Origin of the sequence: Bacillus sp. FSL K6-2839, assembly GCF_038003365.1 — a bacterium.
GTDB lineage: Bacteria > Bacillota > Bacilli > Bacillales > Bacillaceae > Bacillus.
The window spans coordinates 2,252,384-2,270,504 of record NZ_JBBOOZ010000001.1; the positions used below are offsets into that span (position 1 = coordinate 2,252,384).

Here is an 18,121-nt window from a genome sequence, read left to right on the forward strand (position 1 = left end):
GGCATGAAATAAATGAATGAAGCGTTTACAACCAAACTCGCCGGATTCAATGAATGAAATGCAGAAAACGAGTATTGAAATACAAACAAAAAAAGCCGTCCTACTCTAGCAGGAGCGACTTCTTTAGTTCTTTGGCGTAAGTGCGGCTGACAGGAATGATCGACCCGTCTGTCATATGCAGATTATACGTCGAATTAAACCACGGCTGTACTTCTTTCATATGAGAGGTGTTCACGATATAGCTTCGATGAACCCTCATAAAGTAAGCCTCAGGCAGTTTCTTTTCAATGACCACAAGCGGTTCTGTGACCTCATACATGTGATCCTTTGTTTTCACGACCTTTTTCCCCTCACTGAGCCCTACATACATGATCTCTTCAACTTGCAGGATGACAATTGAGTCATCGACTGAGATGGCTAATTTTTGCTGATGGGGTATTTTCTCATCTGACAGCTGGTGCTCTTGCGTCTCAACAGATTTCCACTTTTTAAACTTTTGGATCGTTTGCAAAAGCCGCTCTTCATCAAATGGTTTCGTTAAGTAATCAAGCGCACTTACCTCAAACGCCTTCAGCGCGTATTGATCAAAGGCTGTCGCAAATACAATCGCTGGCGGATCAGACATCCGGTTGAGCCTTTTGGCAATATCAAATCCATTCTCACCAGATAAATCAATGTCTAAAAAGAGCAGGTCCGGCTTATGATCCACCATCCGGTCAAAAGCTGATTCTATATTTTCTGCTTCCTCTATTTGAACATCCTCTTTCGTTCTGCGTAATAAGTATTTTAATTCGTCTCTTGCTAACACTTCATCATCTACGATTAATACGTTTATCAACGAAAATCATCCTTTTTTACATAGTCCATTGGAATGCGAAATGAGATGTCAGTGCCTTGGCCGCTATGAATGGATAAAGCGGCTTGTCTGCCAAAAATCCCTCTTAACCGCTGATCTAAATTAAAAAGAGCCGTACCTGTTCCTTCTTTGGATTCAACAGGCGCTTTTAATAACTGAGCCATCTTGTCATTCTCGATTCCCTGTCCATTATCAGTCACTTTCATATAAACATGCCCATCTTTCATCAAAGCAGAAACGACGACTTCACAACTCGTTTGATGTTTAGGAAAAGCGTGTCTCACTGCGTTTTCAACAAGCACCTGAAGCACAAATGGAGGAATCATCACCTGCTCCAGCTCCTTTTCAATTTGAAAGGCCACATGGTATTTATTTGGAAACCTCGCTTGTTCAAGCGACAAATATGCCTCTACATGCTGAATTTCTTTATGCAGCGGAATCAGCAGCTGGCGGGCGCCTTGCAAATTAGACCGGAAATAAATACTCAGCTGCAGCAGCAGCTTCCTTGCCATCTCTACATTCGTTCTGCACAAAACAGAGATGGTATTAATGGCGTTAAATAAAAAGTGCGGATTCACTTGCGCTTGAAGCGCTTTGATCTCTGCATCTTTTAGCAGGCGGCTTTGGGTTTCTGCCTCTCCAAGTTCAAGCTGTGTGGAGAACAGCATCGCCAAGCCTTCTGCAAGCTCCTCTTCCACCCTGCTTAATCCGACCGGAGAATTGAAATACATTTTTAATGTTCCGATCGTTTGACCATTGGAGGTGAGGGGCAGCACAATCGCTGCTTGAAGCGGGCAATGAGTGACTGAACAATTGATTTCGTCTTTCGAATGCGCCTTCATAATTTTGCCGCTCATCAATACTTGTTTCGACAGCCCTGTAATTAGGCTTTTCGATGGAATATGATGATCCGTCCCATCACCGACATGCGCTAAAATCTTTTCTGTATCGGTTAAGGAGACCGCATCTGTTTCTGTTAATCGATGAATGATCTCCGCCACACTTTTACATGACTGTTCATTTAACCCTTGGCGGAAAAAAGGCAGCGTTTGATCGGCGATCGAAAATACGCGGTGTGTCTGCATCGCCTTTGCCTGCTCTTCTTGCCGAATGACTGACTGTAAAATCGATAAAAAGATAAAGCTGCCAATTCCATTCACAAAAATCATCGGCAGGGCAATAATACTCACAAGCCCCCAAGCATCAGCAAATGGCTTTGCAAATAGAAGGATAATGATCATCTGCAAGGATTCCATTGCCACACCAAAAAGTGCGGCTTGGCGAGGTGTCACCATTCGATTCTTCCGTTTAAACCTGCTGCCGACATAGCCTGCAATCACACCGGCTAAAATCGAAGAAATCGCACAGCTGAGTGCCGTGCTCCCTCCTAATGAATAGCGATGAAGCCCAGCTAGAAGCCCTGCACCAATGCCAACAAACGGCCCTCCTATCAATCCGCCCATTTCGATCCCCATGATTCTCGTATTGGCGATCGAGCTTGATGAGCCAAGATGATAGGAAAACTCATGATTCATGACCATCTGCTGCTGGATTTCAATTCCTGTGTAATTGCTGATAATACTAAAAGAAGCAAAAATAAAGACAAGGACTGCCTTTTTTCGAAACCCTTCATTATGAAGCAATAGATTGCGAAAGCCCTTCACATGGGCAAGCACAAACCCTAAAATAACGATGATCCCCACACGCTCGATCATCATAATAATTAAATGAAGCAAACCGGCCACCTCAATTGATGTATGTTATATCTACTGTCTTTCTATTCTATCATGTGCGGTCAATGATCCAAGATCTCTCAAATCTTTTCTTTATTGCCCTCATCTTCTATTGTAAAATGAACATGAGCCGTCACTTGCAATTGAAGGTAACACATACATAACAAGGGAGAAGATCATGAAAGCCGTATTTTTCGATTTAGATGATACTTTGCTTTGGGATGAAAAAAGCATTCACACAACTTTTCAGGAAACATGCCGCGAAGCGGAAAAGAAATATGGACTGAATCCAGCAACATTTGAACAGATTGTACGTGAAGAAGCAAGAAAGCTGTACTCTTCCTATGAAACATATGATTATACTGTCATGATCGGAATTAATCCTTTCGAAGGACTGTGGTCAAATTTTAGTGAACCGATTAGCGAAGGCTTTCAAAAGCTGAATGCCCTTGCACCAGAGTATCGCAAGAACGCTTGGACAAATGGCTTAAAAGAAGCAGGAATTGACGATGAGGCATTTGGACAATATTTGGCTGATTTCTTTGCAGCAGAGCGGAGAAAACGTCCATTTGTCTATGAAGAAACGTATCCTGTTTTAGACCGCCTGAAAGGCAGCTATGAATTGCTCCTTTTAACAAACGGAGATCCTAGTCTTCAAAAGGAAAAACTGGCAGGTGTTCCTGAGCTTGCACCTTATTTTAATGAAATTGTGATTTCAGGAGATTACGGGAAAGGCAAACCTGACCCTGGCATCTTTGAGCACTGCCTTCAGCTGTTAAATCTAACAAAAGACGATGTGATCATGGTTGGAGACAATCCAAAAACAGATATTCTTGGGGCATCTCGCGCTGGGATTCAAACCGTTTGGATCAATCGACATGGCAAAAAGAATGAAACAGATGTAACGCCAGATTACGAAATCAAAGACTTACATGAATTGTTTGATATATTAAAATAGAACAAAAGAGAAAACACCCTTCTCCTGACGAGTTTGGGTGTTTTTGTGTTTTCAAACTACACAATGGCGGCTAGACTTTGCGCTTGCTTGTCTAAGCTGCGGGCTGCTTCTCCTAACTACATTCATAAATTCCTCGCTTGCCTGCTTTACAAGATCGCGATTTGTAAACACGGTTGTCTTGGCCCGGCTCGTTCCGCTGCTGACCATACTTTCGTACTTTCCAAACGTATCATTCAAGAAACTGGATCACCAGTGGAGAATTTTTTTCAAAAAGAAAAAGCCAATGATCTCAAGAGAAAGATCACTGACTGCTTCATTGGAAGTATTATTTTTTCGCTTCTGCTACTGCATGTTTCACAAAGGCTTCAAGATCCATTGTTTCTGAATCTTGCTCTCCGTATTTTCTTACATTGACAGCGCCATTTTCTGCTTCTTGATCTCCGACGACTAGCATGTACGGGATCTTTTGCATTTGCGCTTCTCTAATTTTGTATCCAATCTTTTCATCACGGCTGTCAAGCTCTACACGAAGGCCTTCAAGCTGCAAACGTTCTTGTACTTTTTTCGCATAGTCTAAATGGACAGACGGTGAAACCGGGATGACTTGGAATTGTACAGGTGCCAACCATGTTGGAAGGGCTCCTTTGTATTCTTCAATTAAGAAGGCAACAAAGCGCTCCATTGTAGAGACAACACCTCTATGAATCACGACCGGACGATGATGCTTGCCATCTTCTCCGATATAGGTGAGATCGAAACGCTCTGGTAGTAAGAAGTCAAGCTGTACAGTAGACAATGTCTCTTCTTTTCCAAGAGCTGTCTTGACCTGTACATCAAGCTTCGGACCATAAAATGCCGCTTCTCCTTCTGCTTCATAATAATCATGACCAAGCTCGTCCATTGCATCCTTTAGCATCGATTGCGCTTTATTCCACATCGCATCATCGTCGAAATACTTCTCAGTATCTTCTGGATCACGGTAAGATAAGCGGAATGTGTAGTCATTCAAGCCAAAGTCTTGATACACTTCTTCAATTAAGCGAACTGTACGAATGAACTCTTCTTTGATTTGATCTGGACGAACAAAGATATGTGCATCGTTTAATGTCATCCCGCGAACACGCTGAAGGCCGGATAAAGCACCTGACATTTCATAGCGGTGCATTGTACCAAGCTCTGCAATACGAATTGGCAATTCACGATAGCTATGCGGCTCGTTTTTGTAAATCATCATATGGTGCGGACAGTTCATAGGACGAAGAACAAGATCTTCGTTATCCATTTCCATCACTGGGAACATGTCTTCTTGATAATGCGCCCAGTGCCCTGAAGTTTTATACAATTCGACATTCGCAAGAACTGGTGTATACACATGCTCATAACCAAGACGTACTTCTTTATCGACAATGTAACGCTCAATAACACGGCGGATCGTTGCGCCTTTTGGCAGCCAAAGCGGTAGACCTTGACCTACCTTTTGAGAGTTCGCAAACAGTTTCAGCTCTTTTCCTAGTTTACGGTGATCGCGTTCTTTCGCTTCTTCAAGCAGGCGTAAGTGCTCATTTAAATCTTCTTTGCTGAAGAAAGCTGTACCGTAAATACGCTGAAGCATTTGATTGTTGCTGTCACCTCTCCAGTATGCACCTGCAAGGCTTAACAGCTTAAACTCTTTGATTTTCCCTGTTGATGGCAAGTGAATGCCGCGGCAGAGGTCAAAGAATTCACCCTGCTCATAAATCGTCACGGCTTCACCTTCTGGAATCGCCTCTAACAGCTCAAGCTTCAATTGATCACCAATCGCTTCAAAGCGTTTTTTCGCTTCTTCTCTTGTTACTTCAATTCGCTCAATTGGCAAATTGCTGTTAATGATTTTTTTCATTTCTTTTTCAATCTTAGGTAAGTCTTCAGGTGTGATGGCAACATCGATGTCGACATCATAGTAGAAACCATTTTCGATCACAGGACCTACGCCAAACTGGACATGATGCTCTTTTCCATAAAGACGTTTGATCGCCTGTGCTAGCAAATGTGCTGTGCTGTGGCGCATAATGTCGAGTGCTTCTTCACTTTTATCTGTGATGATCTCGATTGTTCCACTTTCTAATAGCGGCGTACGCAGATCTATTTCTTTGCCGTTCAATTTACCGGCAAGCGCTTTTTTCTTTAGGCCCGGGCTAATTGATGCCGCGATGTCTTCTGTTGTAGCTGTTTTGTCAAACTCCTTGACTGCTCCATCTGGAAATGTAAGTTGAATTTGTTCTGACATCTCTGGTCACTCCTTTTTTTGGCAATATAAAAACCCCGCCCCCTGGAAAGGGACGAGGTTGAATAAACGGAATCGTGGTTCCACCCTTTTTCCCGTATTTGCAGCTTACGTTTTCATAAGCAAACACGGCTTGTGGTTCGATAACGGGAATTCCCGTCAGCCATTACTAAAAAGTTCACAGCTGATGTTCAAAGGTGGTAAAGCAAATGGTCCTCTGCTAGGAAGCTTTCAGCCGCGGCTTCCCTCTCTTTAAGCGGGTGTTCATTTGTTCATGTCCTTATCAATACGGTCTCTGTATGAAGTTACACCGTATTATAAAACGTTTTTTCGTGAAAATCAAGAAAGCTTTTCACTTTTCTGTTCCAAATGGTCATGGACAAATTGAACATTCTGTTCTTGAAATGAATGAGCCGGGAATACCTCGACCCTTTCTTGAAAAATATTTTGAATGGTCTGTACCATCGAGTGACCTGTATCATTTGTAAACAGGTCAATCTTTTGGGGCGCTATGGATACGAGTGGTGCAATCAGCTGCGAATCAATATACATTGGATGCTCTCTTACAAACTGTCTGTCTATGTATTGTTTTTGATCACGCTCAGAAGCGTACCGAAATTCCCAAATCATCAGGCGGTCCTGATGCACAACATGTACTTTTTCGAGCTTCGGTTCTCTTGCCATCACATAGTCTCGAAGCGATTGAATGAAGTTTTGATATTCTTGTTCCATTTTGTATTCTTCAATGGAGACTTCAACATAGTTCTTCAGCCTCCTGTCATACTCTGACAGTCTAAAAGTCATAAATGAACCAATTGAAAAAATACCTTGCTGTAAAGAAATGGTCTCAAGCTCCTTTGTTAACAGGGCTTCTCTTGACGGTTCTTGATGAATGCCGGGAATATCATCTAAATCCCCGTTCATAATACTGTGGGCGATTGAAAGAATTTGGTGCTGCTCTTCAGGATCTTTAAATAAATAGGTGTTTTCAAGGATGCTGCGCATGCGCTCATTTTCTTTGCATTCCAAAAAAAAGTGAACCAGTAATGGCCGCACAATGGGCTCAAGTCCTTCTTCTGATTCCTTCGCCTCTATGAGAAGCCGGTCTTTCCCTTGTTGAATTGACATGTGATGCCGACTGTCCAAGTGTTCAGCAAGATGTAAAAAAGCGGCGGTATCATATTCATCTTCAAAGATTATTTCAAGCATGTTTGTCCCCCCTAACGACATCTGTTACATATATATGGGGAAAACATAAAAAATAGACGCCTAAAATAAATCAGGCATCTTTCTTTTTAAAATGAGCGGAACGGAGATAAAGATCAGATAAATCAAACAAACGATCACTAAGGCGGCATAATTGCCGCTGACAAAGCTTGAGCCAAGGACATTTAATGCAACTGTACCCGGTATTAAGCCTAAAAAAGTAGCTGCCGTGAATGCACGATAATTCGCACGTGAAACTGCTGCCGCATAGCTGACAAAGTCAAAATGGATCGGGGCAATACGCAATAACAAAATATAAAGAAACCCATGCTCCTGAATGCGGGATGTCACCGCTCTCAGCTTCCGGCTGCTTGATTCTCTGCCTTTCTTTTTTGCACGAAAGGTTGTGGCAAGCAGGAAGGAGCCTGTTGCTCCGGCGGTAGCACCAACGAGGGCATAAATCGTCCCAAGAACACTGCCGAATGCTAAACCTGCTGCCAGCGAAAAGACCGTAAGTGGGACGAGAACAAACGGGCGAAAAAGAGATAAGAACAGAAAAACAAAGGGAGCCAGCAGCCCAAATTGAAGCACCCAATTCTTCACATCTTTCGGCGCCAGCTGAAGGTGCTGTTTGTTCAGCCACCACAGCAAAGCAACGAGACCTGCAATCACGAGAAAAAGCAGCCATTTTCTTTTGTTCATTTCATTTGCTCCTCCTTCACGTGATAGACGCTTTTATAAATGACGGCGGTTTTCTCCTTCGAGCAAGACTGCCTCTGCTAAATAAAGAATCCGTTCCATTAAACGAGCGGCTTTGACCTCTTCTTTTTCCCCGCGCTGTGAGTACGTAAAGTGATGCTTCAGTTCACTTGGTGAGAAATTAGAAGAGAAGAAAGTCGGCAGCTGCTCTGCCATACGGTATTGTAAGATCGTTCCGAGCAGTTCATCTCGAACCCAGCTTGTCATCGACTCTGCCCCAATATCATCAAGCATTAAAATAGGGGTGGATTTGACCATGTTCAGCTTTGCTTCCAGTGTATGATCGGCTAACGAATTTTTTAACTCTCTCACAAATTCAGGCACGTACACAAGGAGAGATGGGTATTCCTTCTCCGCTAGCTGCTGCGCAATGGCTGCCAGAATATACGTTTTTCCTACTCCAAACTTTCCGTGTAAATATAAGCCCTTCCCTTTGCCCGTCTCATCATAGCTTTGCAGGAATTGACCTACTTTTTGAATGACTTCCTGTCTTCCCACAACGTTCAGATCAGTGAACGTCGCTTGAAGAACATTTTGCGGAATGTACATGCTTTTCATAAGCTCTTGCTGTTTTTTCTGTCTATCGAGCCGCAGCTTGACTGGGCAGGGGGAATATTCAATATCAATACTCTGACCTTTGATCACAAGCTTCGGGTGATACCCGTCTAAAATCGCATTGACGTTCTCTTCATCTAAGCAATATGAACAACCCTTCGACTGCTGCACATATTCAAAAAGCCGGTTCAAACTACGATTGATCATGTCTTCGTGTATTTCTTCTTGATGCTCCTGTAAAAAGGCTCTTACATCTTCATCAGATAACACACTCTCTTTAATCTGATTGTATCTCACACGAAAATCTACTCGTCCTTTTAACTGTTCAAATGAACGACCGATCGGTTTCATCCCCATCTCACCTCACCTTAATGTGCATTGTACTTTTTCATATTTTTAAACTGATCTAACAGTTTTTCTTTTTCTCGTTCGAGGTCTTCTGTCGACAGACTGTCTGTTTGTTCTTTTGCCGGCTGTTCTTTCGTTTCAGTTTCTTTCATCCAGTCAGGAAGCTTCTCTTCTCGGACAACTTTCCCTGATCCATATGTGCTGCGCTGCTTTTTCTGCTGCGCCCACTCTGTCATTTGCTTGTTCTCTTCTTTGGCAATTTTCATGGCTGCCGCTACGGTTTTAATTTTCTTTCTCACCCAATGAGCGGCGATTTTTTGCATATATGTTTTCGACAGCTTCATATCTGTTTTCAGTAATGTATAGTAGATCAAAACGTTCATGACACCTGGCTCTAGCTGCTGCTCGAGCATAATATCTTCGACAATTCTTAAGTCGGCATACGTTGGCTCAATGCCGTCTGCCATATCTTTTAGCAGCTCCCTAGGCGAAATATGATCGAGCTTTTCAATCAATTTGGCATCTGGCGTATCTGCTAGCGCTTTTGAAGCATCTTGACGCAGGTGTCTAGGCTGTTTTTGATCAATGAGTTTTGGCTGCTCGCCTCTGTATTCGATTTGGTACCAGTCTCTTGCGGCTTTTCTCAGCTCTTCTGTTGAGATCATTTGATCCGAACCGCAGGCGCCTGCTACAATATTTTGCATTTGAAGCGGGGTGATGCCGTATACAACGGCTAACTTCTTAATGGTTTCTTTCACCTGCTTTGTCAAAGCCTTTCTTGGAATCATCATATCAGACATGCCCGCTAACAATAGATCGAAATCAAAGGATTCGTCTGAAAGCGGAGCCGGCTGACTCGATCCAACGGTCACATATTCATAGCCCTGATCAAGTGATGACGCCCGATTGATTTCTTCTGTCATCCTGCGTTCACCTGGCTGCAATACGTGAAAGACTTCTTCAAACGACCGCGAGATGTTCTTTGCCTCTGCAGGAACACCTGGATAAGAAAAATAATCACGAAGCTGCATATATTTTGCTTTCTCTACACGATGGTACAGCAGGACATTCAGCATACCATCCTGGAAAAACTCATCTGGTCTTAGCGGCGGCACAAGCTCATATGTAAACAGTCTACCTTCTTCCGTTTCCTGTTCATATGTGCGAAGTAAACCAATCGCTTCAAGCTTTAAACGTTCCTCAAAAATATCATTTAAATTCGTTTGCAGCATGACCATGAGCTGCCGATGAGGTGCGGGTTTCCCCCACATACGATTTTGTTCCAGCTCTCCCCACAGCGTCATATATAAGCTGAAAGCGGACATGCCTATAAGCGGCTGATATAAAAGAGTAATGAGCTGTCTATCGATGTCACCGAGCAATGAAGCGCTTTTGACGACATACGGATCGACGGCTAGCACTTCCTTCCAATGCTCTGTCATATGCTGATCCTCCCCATGAATTGCAATTGTTTCTATTGTACACCCTTTTTGCGTTTTACGCTTTACGCAGGAAAAAGAGCGTGAAGAATCTTCAGCTCTTTTTTAGCGTTCTTTCTTTAATAAATCTTTTAATTCATCAATAAAGACGTTGATATCTTTAAACTGCCGGTAAACTGAGGCAAACCTGACGTAAGACACTTCATCAATTTTTGCCAGCTCGTCCATCACCATTTCACCTACAAGCTCGCTTTTCACTTCTGACATACCTTGATTACGCAGTTCTTTTTCAATATTAAAGCAGACATCCTCCAGCTGCTTTAAAGCAACAGGACGCTTCTCACACGCTTTAATGAGTCCTCTCAGCATCTTTTCGCGGCTGAATTCTTCTCGAATCCCTTCTTTTTTCACCACAATCAGCGGTAATTCTTCTAATTTCTCAAACGTCGTAAAGCGATATTGGCAGCTTTCGCACTCTCTTCTACGACGGATGGATTTCCCTTCATCTACTGGTCTTGAATCAAGCACCCTTGTGCCAAGGTGCTGACATGTGGGACATTTCATTTCATCAGCTCCGATCTATTCTTGGAAGTTGTTTGTCTAGTTCATCATAAAGGGACAAAACGGCCTTCTGACTATAACCAAAATCTGTTGGCAGGACCGTTTCTGTTGTCACATTAAAATCGACAGCTGTTTCAAAAGGACGAATTGAAATGACAGTCGCTACGAGAAAGGCTTTTTTCGGCATTCTGATGTTTGCGCTGATTTCACCTCGTTCTGCTGAAACAGATGTCACTTGATAGGAATCGTTTCGGGAAAGCATGGCTTCCACCGCTTGAAAAACTTGTGCATTCGTCGTTTTGTAGTAATGGCTTTTCAGTTCTGACACTGGATGCTCGTCAGATGTTTCTGTATGGTTTGACATGAACCGTTTGAACTTTTGTCCTAAAGTCATATACGTATCCCCTTTGCCATAATGCCTCTTCTTTATTTTATAAAAAAAACCTTTGTTTTCCTAGAACAAAAGTATAGACAAGTTGGGGAATGTTGGATTTTGTATATCAAACAAATATAAAAAGGAGCATAACACAAAGGCATTTCAATGCTTTTGGCCAGCTCCCATTGCAATCTTTTTTATGTTTACAGTGCTTTGGCTTGTGCCTGTTTCACTTGTACAGGTCCCATGCCTCGAGGAATTTCGATGTTTTCTCTTGTTTCGGCACCTAATTCATCTCCGATATGATCTGCTGCGATATTCGGATCTAGGTCGCCGCAAGTATAAACATCTATGCTCGCATAACCATGTTCAGGAAAGCTGTGAATTGTCAGATGAGATTCAGAAATAATGACAACTCCACTTACTCCTTGAGGTGCAAATTTGTGAAAAGCAACCTCTCTTACTTCAGCTCCTGATTTCAAAGCTGCATTTACAAACGTTTTTTCAATAAAATCCATGTCGTTCAGTTTATCACAGTCGCATCCCCATAGCTCGGAGATAACGTGACGTCCGATTGTTTCCATCATGGACCCCCCTTAAACAAGAATGAAAGAGTGAAGTTCTAAGCAGCCGGACCGGACATATACCACGGGGGAAAGTTAGTCCAAAGAGGTCCTAACCCTTTAAGTATACCCGAATGAGTCTGCGAACAAGAAGTTCACGAAAAATAGTATACTTTGTTTAGACCCATTTTGCAAGCTGTGTTTTTAGTGGGATTTTCTCTCATTTCTTGAAAAGGGACGTTCGTCTTCTTCATTTCAAACAGCAGAAAGCTCTTTCATCTGCGAACCGACAAACTTCACAAGATCCACCACTCTGCATGAATAACCCCATTCATTGTCATACCATGCAAGAACTTTTACTTTTCTATCCTCCATCACCATCGTTGTCAGTCCATCCACGACAGCTGAATAAGGGTTCGTGTTAAAGTCTGTAGAAACAAGCGGCTCATCCGTGTAATCTAAAATACCGGATAGAGAAGTTTTTGATGCATTTGAGAAGGCTGCATTTACTTCTTCTGCTGTGACATCTTTTTTCAAGTCGACGACAAGATCAACCATCGATACATTGGAAACTGGCACGCGCAGTGCAAGTCCATGCAATTTCCCTTTCATGTGCGGCAGCACTAAAGAAAGCGCTTTAGCGGCACCCGTCGTAGTTGGAATGATGGACTGGGCACACGCTCTTGCCCGGCGCAAATCCTTATGCGGGTTGTCGATATTTTTTTGATCATTTGTATACGCATGAACCGTTGTCATTAAGCCGTTGTCGATGCCGAATTCATCATCTAACAATTTAACAACTGGTGCTAAACAGTTTGTTGTACAAGATGCGTTTGAAATAATGACGTGCTTTTCAGGATCAAGATCATCTTCATTGACACCCATCACAATTGTAATGTCTTCATTTTTACCTGGAGCTGTGAGTACGACCTTTTTCGCTCCGGCATCTATATGGCCCATCGCTTGTTCTTTTGAATTAAATTTCCCTGTTGCTTCTATGACGATATCAATCCCAAGCTCTCCCCATGGAAGCTGCTTTGGGTCTCTGTCATTGAGCAAAAGCACTCTTTTCCCATTTACAATCAGTGCGTCATCTTCTGCTGTCACATCGCATTCGTAACGTCCATGATTTGTGTCATATTTAATTAAATGTGCTAGCGTTTCGGCAGGATAGCTTGCGTTCACCGCTACAATTTGAATTTGATCATCAAGCATTGCTTTTCTGAAGACCATGCGTCCAATTCTGCCAAACCCATTGATCGCTGCTTTTACCTTCATGAACAGGTCACTCCTCTATTATGTGTTATACTCAATAAATTTATTTATGAAATTAGTATATCACATTAGAATGTAATTGCCAGTATATAAACGTATATTTTCTAAAAAGGGCTGTTCTTTTCAAAGGAAATAAGAATAAAGCATAAAAAAAGAAGAGTACGTGTATGTACTCTTACTTATCTGTATGTTCCCATTCATTTAATATGTTCTGCAATTGCTTTCTGATAAAAGCGAGATCTTGTGTGTTTTCTATCACGCGGTCTGCTTTTTTACATTTCTCTTCAAGGGGCTGCTGAGAGTGAATCCGATTCAGCGCTTCTTCCTCACTGAGGTCGTTTCGATTCATGAGTCGTGATAGCTGCAATTCCGGTGTTGTATACACCACAATGATCCGGTCGACAAGACTTTCCAGCTGACTTTCAAATAAAAGCGGGATATCAAGGACAACGAATGTTTCTTGGCTGTTGATCCCTTCATCTCGCTGCCTGAGCATTTCCTTTCGCACTTCTGGATGAACGATCGCATTCAGCTGCTTTCGTTTCTCTTCATTAGAAAAAATAATGGCTCCCAGCTCCTGCCGGTTCAGCTCTCCATTTGGCAGGAGGACACCCTCACCAAAGGTTTGAACGATATGATGAAGGGCGGATGTTCCTTTGGAGACCGCTTCTTTTGCAATCACATCTGCGTCCACAACCCGAATGCCCTGCTCTTTTATCATCTGCGAGACTGTGCTTTTTCCGCTAGCAATCCCGCCTGTTAATCCAATGACAAGCGTCAATTGATTTCCTCCTTTTACAGCTTCCAAACCCCAATTAATATGAGCAGAAGCCCTGGTAAGCATGCGAGTTTATTGATCCAGCGCCAATTTGCCAAGTAATGACCGGCACGCAGCCCGATACACACAAAAAGTGAGCTCATCACTGCCACCGTGATACTCATAACAATTGGAGAAAAGCCAAGAATCGCTGCGCCAATCCCTGCGCCAAATGCATCAATGGATAAAGCAATTCCAAGAAGTACCGCTTCCATTCCATTAATCGTCCCAGATCGGTCAATATCTGCACTTGTCGGCTTTCTTAAAATGTGAATGACAAGCCCAAGCGATTGTACTTCCACATTGAGCAATGTCTTTTCATGAAGAAGCAAATCACGCTCTTTCGCTGGTTTGTAAAATTGATACAGGACCCAAAGGCCAATGGCAATTAAAATGCCTCCACCCAGTTTATCGGTCACTGAGACAGGGAGAAATGTCGTCAGCAGACTGCCAATCAGCATAGAAATGAGCAGCACAATCCCTGAGCAGCATGCAATAATGACGATGGCTTTAAATGGGATCCTCATTTTGCGAAGCCCATACGTAAAGCCTACAGAAAAGCTGTCGATGCTGACTGCAATAGCTAAAAACAGGAGCGAAATCGAAATCATACCTGAACTCTTCCTTTCTGTTCATGCAACGATGATCAAGAGTCTCTAAGCGTCCTTAGACTCTTCTTCACTATATGAAGAGCAGGTGGGCTGTGTGTCAGTCTACACCTTGCTGAAAAATGAATGTTTTTTATCGTATGCATAGCAAAAAGGAAGCATGCTCATGGCTAAACTTTATTGAGGACGTTTTTGGCAGGTCACACAAAAGTGCGTGCCGCGCCCTCCGACCACTGTTTTCTCAATGATGCTTCCGCATGTTTGGCAAGGCTCTCCCCTCCGGTCATATACAAGAAGCTGCAGCTGAAATGTTCCAATATCTCCTTGTGAGTTGATATAAGAACGAATCGTGCTTCCTCCCGCATCTACCGCCACTTGAAGCGTATCAATGATCTGTTTGTGAAGCACTTTGCAGGATTCCAGGCTGAGCTGATTCGCTTTCGTTTCTGGATGAATACCTGATTTAAACAGGACCTCATCTACATAAATGTTACCAAGACCTACGACAATCTTTTGATCAAGCAGCGCTGTTTTAACCACACGGGTTGTTTTTTTCAATTGCTCCCATAAATACTCAGGAGTGAACTGTTCATCAAATGGTTCATATCCCAGCTGAGAAAGCGGGAGTTCCCTTTCCTCTTCACCCGGCTGAAATAAATGCATCGTGCCAAATTTACGCACATCATGGTACCGAAGCTCAGTACCATCTGTAAACGTAAAGACGACGTGTACGTGTTTATCATAAGGCTCATGCGCTTCATGTACACGGTATTTCCCTTCCATCCTTAAATGGGAGACCATCACATAATGGTCTAAATGAAAGAGGAGGAACTTCCCTCTTCTTTCAATGGTTTGTATGGTTTCTCCTACCATTCTTCTTGCGAACTCTTCCGGCTCCCCAGGACGTTTGATGATGTTTGGCCATTTGATATCGACCGTTTCAATCGTCTTTCCTTCGACTAACCGCTTGAGAGTGCGCCGGACGGTTTCAACTTCTGGTAATTCCGGCATGCTCCTCGCTCCTTTTTCTCTCTATTATTTATTTCGCATCGTACCAAGATGGACCTGAAGCAAAATCAACTTTTAGCGGCACATCAAGCTGAAGTGCGTTTTCCATGACTTCAGGAACAATCTTTTCAAGGATGGCGATTTCTTCTTTCGGCGCTTCGAAGATCAATTCATCGTGCACCTGTAATAAAAGATTTGCCTGCAGGTTTTCTTCTTTGAGCCTTCGCGCCATATCAATCATCGCTTTTTTAATAATATCGGCTGCACTGCCTTGGATCGGTGTGTTCATGGCTGTTCGTTCTGCAAAGCTTTTGATATTAAAATTACGGCTTGTGATATCCGGGATATACCGTCTGCGTTTGAGAAGCGTCGTGACGTAGCCTTTTTGTTTCGCTTCCTGGACGATTTCTTCCATATAGGTTTTCACGCCTTTAAAGCTTGTTAAATAGCGCTCGATAAATGCGGCTGCTTCTTTTCTTGTGATCCCAAGGTTTTGAGAAAGTCCATAATCGCTAATTCCATATACAATACCGAAGTTTACCGCTTTGGCTTGTCTTCTCATAGCGGAAGTCACTTCTTCTTCTGAGACATGGAACACGTCCATCGCTGTTTTCGTGTGAATGTCCATGTCTTGCGTAAATGCTTCGATCAAATTCTCATCTTGTGAAATATGAGCGAGTACACGCAGCTCGATTTGTGAATAGTCAGCTGCAAACATGAGCCAGCCTTCTTTTGAAGGAACGAATGCTTGACGAATCTTCCGTCCTTCTTCTAAACGAATCGGGATGTTTTGAAGATTCGGATCTGTTGAGCTTAATCTTCCTGTTTGGGTGAGTGCTTGATTAAATCTTGTATGCACTTTATGAGTATCCTTACGCGTTACTTTCATTAAGCCTTCCACATAGGTCGATTGCAGCTTTCCAATTTGCCTGTAATGCAGAATGGATCGAATGATTTCATGCTTATCTTCAAGCTTTTCAAGCACATCCGCAGACGTCGAGTAGCCTGTTTTTGTCTTCTTAATAATCGGCAGACCTAATTTTTCAAAAAGGATGACGCCAAGCTGTTTAGGAGAATTGATGTTAAACGTTTCTCCTGCTAAGCGGTGAATGGTTTCTTCATATTCTTTGAGCTTTTTCGTTAATTCTTCACCCATTTTCTCTAGGCGTTTTATATCTACCTTTACTCCAAGAGATTCCATTTCACCTAAGATGAGAGCAAGTGGCAGCTCTAAATCTTCATACAGTTCGTGCTGATCATTTTTTTCTAATGCTTCAAGTGTTAAATCATGCAAGGCTGAGATCGCCGCTGCTTTTCGTCCAAGATGTTCTTTCAGTTCATCTTCAGGTGGAATCGCCTGCTTTGCTCCTTTTCCGTATACTTTTTCATCAGAAAGAGCGATATTCAGACCATATTCCTTCGCTACACTTGCGACGTCTTCGTATGATTTCTGCGGGTTGACGACATAGGAAGCGAGCAGAACATCATTATCAACACCTTTTAGATCGACATCATGCCATCTCAGGGCGACAACTGCTCTTTTTGAATCAAAGACCCATTTTTTCTTCGTTTCATCCTGTACCCATTCTTTAAATGCTTCTGATTGAAGCGCATCTTCTTTCGTGATAAAAAACGCACCATTTTCATTATGGATCGCAAAACCGATCAAATCCGCTTCGTGATAATTATCTCCAAGCTGTTCTACCACAAGGGCTGCATGATCTGTCAGCATGTCGTCCCCTGCAGCTGTCATTTTTTTCACTTCTAATGCATCTACTTCGACCTGTTCATCTGTTTCTGGTGCTTCTCCTAGACGTTCTAGCAGCGTTTGAAAGCCCAGTTCTTTATAAAGAGAGATCACTTGATCCATGTGAGGGCCTTCGTATGCGAGATCTTTGCTTGACACATCAATAGGTGCTTCTACAAGAATCGTCGCCAGCTCTTTACTCATGACTGCTTGTTCTTTATATTCTTCAAGTTTTTCTTTTAGCTTTTTCCCGCTCACTTCATCAATATGTTCAAACAGGTTCTCAACTGTTTCAAACTGCTTTAACAATTTAATCGCTGTTTTTTCGCCTACACCTGGGACGCCTGGGATATTATCTGAGGAATCTCCCATCAGCCCTTTCATATCAATGATTTGATCTGGTCGCAGGCCATATTTTTCTTCAATATGAGCAGGTGTGTAATATTCTACTTCTGTGATGCCTTTTTTCGTAATAGCCACTGTCGTATGATCTGTTGAGAGCTGTGTTAAGTCCTTATCTCCTGAGAAGATTTTGACTTCAAAGCCGTCTTTTTCTGCCTCGACAGCCAATGTACCGATAATATCATCTGCTTCATATTGAGGAAGCTCGTACCTTTTCACCTGATAGGCATCTAATAGTTCACGGATGAACGGCATTTGTTCTGATAGCTCTGGCGGAGTTTTTTGTCTTCCGCCTTTATATTCTTTAAATGTCTCGTGGCGGAATGTTGTTTTTCCCGCATCAAATGCGACGAGCATATGGGTAGGCTTCTCGTCCTCCAGCATCTTCATTAAGATCATCGCAAAGCCATAAATAGCATTTGTATGTACGCCTTTATCATTTGATAATAGCGGCAAAGCAAAGAAGGCTCGATATGCGAGGCTGTTTCCATCCACTAACACTAATTTCTTTTTGTCTGTCATGTTTTAATCCTCCATCGGCTGAGCCATCTCAGCCGTCTCTTTCACACATTGTATCTTCATTTTATCAAAGTTTATTTTGAAAAGAAAATAGTCGAGCCTGCATAAAAAAGGGACGAAAACAACAA

16 protein-coding genes, 1 pseudogene and 1 other annotated feature are annotated in these 18,121 nt (G+C 42.7%); of the genes and pseudogenes, 1 reads left to right on the forward strand and 16 read right to left on the reverse strand.

Features of this window, described 5'->3' with window-relative positions:
* Positions 1 to 100: 100 nt before the first annotated feature.
* Both MHH26_RS11555 and MHH26_RS11560 read right to left on the reverse strand, forming a co-directional pair.
* Positions 101 to 838: a LytR/AlgR family response regulator transcription factor gene (locus MHH26_RS11555; protein WP_034661809.1), complete on the reverse strand. Its 738-nt coding sequence runs from the start codon at positions 836 to 838 to the stop codon at positions 101 to 103.
* Positions 835 to 2,592: a sensor histidine kinase gene (locus MHH26_RS11560; RefSeq protein WP_060596970.1), complete on the reverse strand. Its 1,758-nt coding sequence runs from the start codon at positions 2,590 to 2,592 to the stop codon at positions 835 to 837. Before MHH26_RS11560 ends, MHH26_RS11555 begins: the two co-directional genes overlap by 4 nt.
* Before the next feature lie 175 nt (positions 2,593 to 2,767).
* Between MHH26_RS11560 and MHH26_RS11565 the strand changes: the two genes are divergently transcribed.
* The gene (locus MHH26_RS11565) at positions 2,768 to 3,547 is read left to right on the forward strand and encodes an HAD family hydrolase (protein ID WP_060596971.1); all 780 of its coding nucleotides are present in this window, start codon (positions 2,768 to 2,770) and stop codon (positions 3,545 to 3,547) included.
* Positions 3,548 to 3,603: 56 nt separating this feature from the next.
* Here the strand turns inward: MHH26_RS11565 and MHH26_RS11570 are convergent.
* The 14 genes and pseudogenes from MHH26_RS11570 to polA form a co-directional block, all read right to left on the reverse strand.
* Positions 3,604 to 3,751 (reverse strand): annotated as a pseudogene (locus tag MHH26_RS11570) (methyl-accepting chemotaxis protein); the annotation flags it as partial.
* Positions 3,752 to 3,872: 121 nt separating this feature from the next.
* Positions 3,873 to 5,813 (reverse strand): threonine--tRNA ligase, encoded by a 1,941-nt coding sequence (thrS, locus tag MHH26_RS11575; RefSeq protein WP_034661816.1) that lies wholly within the window; start codon positions 5,811 to 5,813, stop codon positions 3,873 to 3,875.
* 45 nt (positions 5,814 to 5,858) lie between these two features.
* Positions 5,859 to 6,106, reverse strand: a binding site (T-box leader).
* A 43-nt stretch (positions 6,107 to 6,149) separates the two neighbouring features.
* On the reverse strand, positions 6,150 to 7,019 hold the full coding sequence (ytxC, locus tag MHH26_RS11580) for a putative sporulation protein YtxC (RefSeq protein ID WP_034661819.1): 870 nt from the start codon (positions 7,017 to 7,019) through the stop codon (positions 6,150 to 6,152).
* A 60-nt stretch (positions 7,020 to 7,079) separates the two neighbouring features.
* A complete protein-coding gene (locus tag MHH26_RS11585) occupies positions 7,080 to 7,718 on the reverse strand; it encodes a TVP38/TMEM64 family protein (protein ID WP_340973511.1) in 639 nt (212 codons plus the stop codon).
* Positions 7,719 to 7,751: 33 nt separating this feature from the next.
* Positions 7,752 to 8,681 (reverse strand): primosomal protein DnaI, encoded by a 930-nt coding sequence (gene dnaI, locus MHH26_RS11590; RefSeq protein WP_034662053.1) that lies wholly within the window; start codon positions 8,679 to 8,681, stop codon positions 7,752 to 7,754.
* Positions 8,682 to 8,698: 17 nt separating this feature from the next.
* Positions 8,699 to 10,120 (reverse strand): replication initiation and membrane attachment family protein, encoded by a 1,422-nt coding sequence (locus MHH26_RS11595; RefSeq protein WP_106031196.1) that lies wholly within the window; start codon positions 10,118 to 10,120, stop codon positions 8,699 to 8,701.
* Positions 10,121 to 10,222: 102 nt separating this feature from the next.
* A complete protein-coding gene (nrdR, locus tag MHH26_RS11600; protein ID WP_003216720.1) occupies positions 10,223 to 10,681 on the reverse strand; it encodes a transcriptional regulator NrdR in 459 nt (152 codons plus the stop codon).
* Between the two features lie 4 nt (positions 10,682 to 10,685).
* On the reverse strand, positions 10,686 to 11,072 hold the full coding sequence (locus tag MHH26_RS11605) for a hypothetical protein (protein WP_034661829.1): 387 nt from the start codon (positions 11,070 to 11,072) through the stop codon (positions 10,686 to 10,688).
* Between the two features lie 185 nt (positions 11,073 to 11,257).
* Positions 11,258 to 11,638 carry an adenosylmethionine decarboxylase gene (speD, locus tag MHH26_RS11610; protein ID WP_003216492.1) on the reverse strand — a complete coding sequence of 127 codons (381 nt, stop codon included), beginning with the start codon at positions 11,636 to 11,638 and terminating at the stop codon, positions 11,258 to 11,260.
* A 234-nt stretch (positions 11,639 to 11,872) separates the two neighbouring features.
* A complete protein-coding gene (locus MHH26_RS11615) occupies positions 11,873 to 12,895 on the reverse strand; it encodes a glyceraldehyde-3-phosphate dehydrogenase (RefSeq protein ID WP_060596977.1) in 1,023 nt (340 codons plus the stop codon).
* 172 nt (positions 12,896 to 13,067) lie between these two features.
* Positions 13,068 to 13,673: a dephospho-CoA kinase gene (gene coaE / locus MHH26_RS11620; protein ID WP_034661832.1), complete on the reverse strand. Its 606-nt coding sequence runs from the start codon at positions 13,671 to 13,673 to the stop codon at positions 13,068 to 13,070.
* Between the two features lie 14 nt (positions 13,674 to 13,687).
* Complete coding sequence (gene ytaF / locus MHH26_RS11625) at positions 13,688 to 14,320, reverse strand: sporulation membrane protein YtaF (protein WP_034661833.1); 633 nt, start codon at positions 14,318 to 14,320, stop codon at positions 13,688 to 13,690.
* A 174-nt stretch (positions 14,321 to 14,494) separates the two neighbouring features.
* Complete coding sequence (mutM, locus tag MHH26_RS11630; RefSeq protein ID WP_268453050.1) at positions 14,495 to 15,328, reverse strand: DNA-formamidopyrimidine glycosylase; 834 nt, start codon at positions 15,326 to 15,328, stop codon at positions 14,495 to 14,497.
* Positions 15,329 to 15,356: 28 nt separating this feature from the next.
* Complete coding sequence (polA, locus tag MHH26_RS11635) at positions 15,357 to 17,996, reverse strand: DNA polymerase I (protein ID WP_340973514.1); 2,640 nt, start codon at positions 17,994 to 17,996, stop codon at positions 15,357 to 15,359.
* Between the last annotated feature and the right edge of the window lie 125 nt (positions 17,997 to 18,121).